Annotated in this window: 5 protein-coding genes; 1 reads left to right on the forward strand and 4 read right to left on the reverse strand. The window is 58.7% G+C overall.

What is annotated here, in order from left to right; translation table 11 throughout:
* Positions 1 to 665 precede the first annotated feature (665 nt).
* On the reverse strand, positions 666 to 1,130 hold the full coding sequence (locus VIW95_RS00865; protein WP_331583045.1) for a VOC family protein: 465 nt from the start codon (positions 1,128 to 1,130) through the stop codon (positions 666 to 668).
* A 13-nt stretch (positions 1,131 to 1,143) separates the two neighbouring features.
* Positions 1,144 to 1,677, reverse strand: a complete 534-nt coding sequence (locus VIW95_RS00870; RefSeq protein WP_331583047.1) for an NUDIX hydrolase — start codon at positions 1,675 to 1,677, stop codon at positions 1,144 to 1,146.
* A gap of 88 nt (positions 1,678 to 1,765) precedes the next feature.
* On the opposite strand from VIW95_RS00870, the gene VIW95_RS00875 reads away from it, so the two are divergent.
* On the forward strand, positions 1,766 to 2,371 hold the full coding sequence (locus VIW95_RS00875) for a DsbA family protein (protein WP_331583049.1): 606 nt from the start codon (positions 1,766 to 1,768) through the stop codon (positions 2,369 to 2,371).
* Between the two features lie 2 nt (positions 2,372 to 2,373).
* Here the strand turns inward: VIW95_RS00875 and VIW95_RS00880 are convergent, their stop codons facing one another.
* Together VIW95_RS00880 and VIW95_RS17430 are read right to left on the reverse strand one after the other, a co-directional pair.
* Positions 2,374 to 3,102 (reverse strand): class I SAM-dependent methyltransferase, encoded by a 729-nt coding sequence (locus VIW95_RS00880; RefSeq protein ID WP_331583052.1) that lies wholly within the window; start codon positions 3,100 to 3,102, stop codon positions 2,374 to 2,376.
* 23 nt (positions 3,103 to 3,125) lie between these two features.
* Positions 3,126 to 3,287, reverse strand: a 162-nt coding sequence (locus tag VIW95_RS17430; protein WP_349259269.1) for a universal stress protein, incomplete at its 5' end; no start/stop codon positions are given.

The following is a 3,287-nucleotide window of genomic DNA, read 5'->3' on the forward strand; positions in this document are numbered from 1 at the left end:
GTTTTTTCCTGCGCAGTGTTTTTATTTCACGATTATTTGGCGATGCGAAGATTCGCGATTTATTTTCGCGGCGATCTTCTGCATATCACGCCGCAAATTTGGCAAAAAGGTGCCTGTATTCGGGCATTGATCCTTTGGACCAAGTAGGTATCCAGAAAACCGGAGTAGAGAGCATTTGATCTGGCCCAAACGGGAAAATCGTGGATTTGTGAGGTTTTCCACAGCTCTGGATAATGAAACAGAAATGTTCCGTGGACGTCTAAATATTAGGCCCGAAGCTTGCTAGTATGGAAGCTGAGGGTGATGTGGCCGGAATGACCGGGAGGAAGTGGAGGGGTAAAAATATGATGACGAGTTTAAACACGGAAGAGCTAGTCGGAAAGCATTGCAAGCTGCAGAGACCGGTGCGCGACCACGAAGGTCGCAGTCGATTCAGCGAACAGCCACGCATTTTGCGTGAGGTTAATAATTTGGACCGGCGCATGTACCTGGTGCAATTTGACGACGGCGCCACCACGTTTCTCTTTCCGGATGAAGTAGTAATCCAGTAGCAACTGAACGGCGCACGTCGCCGTTCATGTGCGATGGATGCGCCAGGTAGCGCTGGGCCGTCGGCGGAACTTCGCCGCTCATATTCAGTCGCGCTCGAGCATTTGCACCGACGCCTACTTCAAATCGTAGCGCGGTCGCGAGTCGCTGCCTTCGGTCATTACCTTGCGCCAGTAACCCCACGGATTGTGGACGAGTTCCAGCTTCATCCCGTCGGGATCAGCGAAGAAAACCGCGTAGTAGTTTTCTCCATAGTGCGGATACTCAGCGGGAGCGTCCAGTATCTGGACCTTTTCGCGCTTCAGGAAATCGTGGAACGCGTCGATGTCGGCACGCGATCGCGCTCGAAGAGCCAGGTGATGCAGACCGACGCGATACCGGTCGAACTGCGCGTCGCGATGCACGCCGGAAGCCTCGCGAATCGCAATCGTCATCTGCGCATTCGCCCAGTGTATATAGTCGTCGCCTTCGAATTTTCGGAAGCCGAGTTCCCTGAATACCTTGTCGTAGAATGCGCGCGACCGCGCGACGTCGTTCACCGTCAGATCGATATGCTCGACGCCCAATACTTCGATTGCCACAAACTTCTCCTTTTCAGCCGCGCCGCTCTTGTTCGAGAAAGTCGCGGGCACGGTAAAGCGCGACGATCGATTTCGCATCGACGATATCGCCGCGCCGAATCATCGCGAAGGTTTCGTCGAACGGTACGCGGCTGACTGTGATCACCTCGTCGTGATCGAGGGTGCCCTTTCCCTCAGATAACTCGCGCGCGAGGTAAAGCTCGATTCGCTCGTCGCAGAAACTTGGGACTGTGATGATCGAGCCCAGATGGTCCCATCGCGCGGCGGCGACGCGTGCCTCTTCGCCGAGTTCGCGGCGCGCGCATTCGAGCGGGTCCTCGCCGGCGTTGCGGCATCCCGCGGGAACCTCGCGCATCCAGCCGCCGATGGAGTGACGATATTGGCGCAGCATCGCAACCGTCATGTCGGGATACAGTGCTACGATCGCGCTCGCGCCGGGATGGCGGATGACGGCGAGATCGACCTGCACGCCACCGGGGAGCGTCGCGGTCTCGACGCCGAAATCAACGACACCCAACTTGAGAACTGGACGGCGGTTTGAAGACATTGTGAATCAAGAATGTGCGCGCGGCACGAGCCACGCAAGCGCGCCAATTGCGGCGGATGCTTGAACGGGCGATTATCAAAGCAGCGATATGAGCCGGCTGCGAATTCCAATTTATTTCGATTACGCCTCGACGCTTTGCTACATCGCGTGGCGAATCGTCACGCCGCTCGAGGACGAACTGGGCTTCGAGGCGCTGTGGAAGGGCGTGCCTATCGCGACGCGCGATTTTCGCGCCAAGCCCGGCCGCATACTCGGCGAGCTCGAGCGGCAGAAAGTACTGTTCGTCGCGGCAGAAACGGGCGTTCTCGTCGCGCCGCCGTCAAGCTGGATCGATTCGATACCCGCGCTACAAGGGTCGGAAGTGGCGCGCGATGCTGGCGTCTTCAGGGCGTATCACGATGCGGTGTTTCGCGCGGCGTTCGACGACGGCGCCGACATTGCGGATCGCAAAGTGCTCGACGCGATCGCAGAGCGCGCCGGCCTCGATCGAACGAAGTTCCGCGAGGCTCTCGACAGCGGAGCGATGAGTGCGCGCCTCGACGAGCACAAGCGCGAGGCCGACGAGTTTTCCGCACTCGGCTACCCGACCTTCATCCTGGGCGACTTCCCTATGATTGGAATCCAGCCAGTCGAATCGATGCGCTTGCTACTGGGCCGCTTCATCCGCCAGCGCGCGGAAGAGCCGCAAGCCTAGCGCTACGCTCGCGCGCAGATCAGCATAAACGTCGGGCGCCGGCTCTCTTCGCGAAGGTCGGGACGCTCGCGAATCGCGTCCGCAGTCGCCTCGGGCTCGAGCAACCGCGCGATCGCGAAGCCCTTGTCTATCAGCGTGTTCACGTAGGTCTCGACCGAGCGATGGTACTTGATGACGTCGTCGGTGATCCATTGCGTGTGGCGAATCCCCTCGGACTTGTAGTTGTCGATCGCCCAATGTTGACCTTCATCCTTGCCGGCGAGGTAGTCGCCGACCGGATACGCAGTTACCATCGGATGCTCGACGGAAAACACGAACGCGCCGCCACTGACCAGCCACGACTTCACATTCTCGCAGATCGAATCGAAGCGCTCGACGTAATGAAGCGCGAGCGAACTAACCACGACGTCGAAGCTCGCCGGCGCGAAATTTAGATCCTCAAGCGCCGACTGCACGTAGCTGATGCGAGGGTCAGCGGTGTCCTCGCGCGCCTTGGCAAGCATTTTGGTCGAAATATCGACCCCAACCACGCTCGTGGCGCCTTCTTCGATTGCATAGCGGCACATCTTGCCGAAGCCACAGCCGAGATCGAGCACGCGCTTGTTGGCGAGCGGCGGCAACAGCGAACGTATCGCTGGTTGATCCACCGCCATGTTCAGACCGCTCTCATGGCGGCGCAATTGGCTGTAGCCCTCGAAGAATCGCGGGTCGTCGTAAATATTTTGTTTCATGACGAACTGCGGCAGGCGAAAGACTAGCGCGCGAGGAACACCGGGCACGGTGAGTTGCGCAGCACGTACTCGGTGGTCGAGCCGAGCACCATCTCGATAATCCTGCTGTGGCCGTATGCGCCGATGAAGAGCATGTCGGCGTCGTGCTCCTTGAGAAACTTCACGATTTCTTCGTTGGCGTGACC

Origin of the sequence: Binatus sp. (SeqCode) (assembly GCF_036522015.1) — a bacterium.
In the GTDB taxonomy this organism is placed as follows: Bacteria; Desulfobacterota; Binatia; order Binatales; family Binataceae; genus Binatus.

What these genes read in the sequence shown, in the direction of transcription:
- VIW95_RS00870 (WP_331583047.1), bottom strand. Translation starts at nt 1,677, where the DNA reads ATGTCTTCAAACCGCCGTCCAGTTCTCAAGTTGGGTGTCGTTGATTTC.
- VIW95_RS00875 (WP_331583049.1), top strand. Translation starts at nt 1,766, where the DNA reads ATGAGCCGGCTGCGAATTCCAATTTATTTCGATTACGCCTCGACGCTT.
- VIW95_RS00880 (WP_331583052.1), bottom strand. Translation starts at nt 3,102, where the DNA reads ATGAAACAAAATATTTACGACGACCCGCGATTCTTCGAGGGCTACAGC.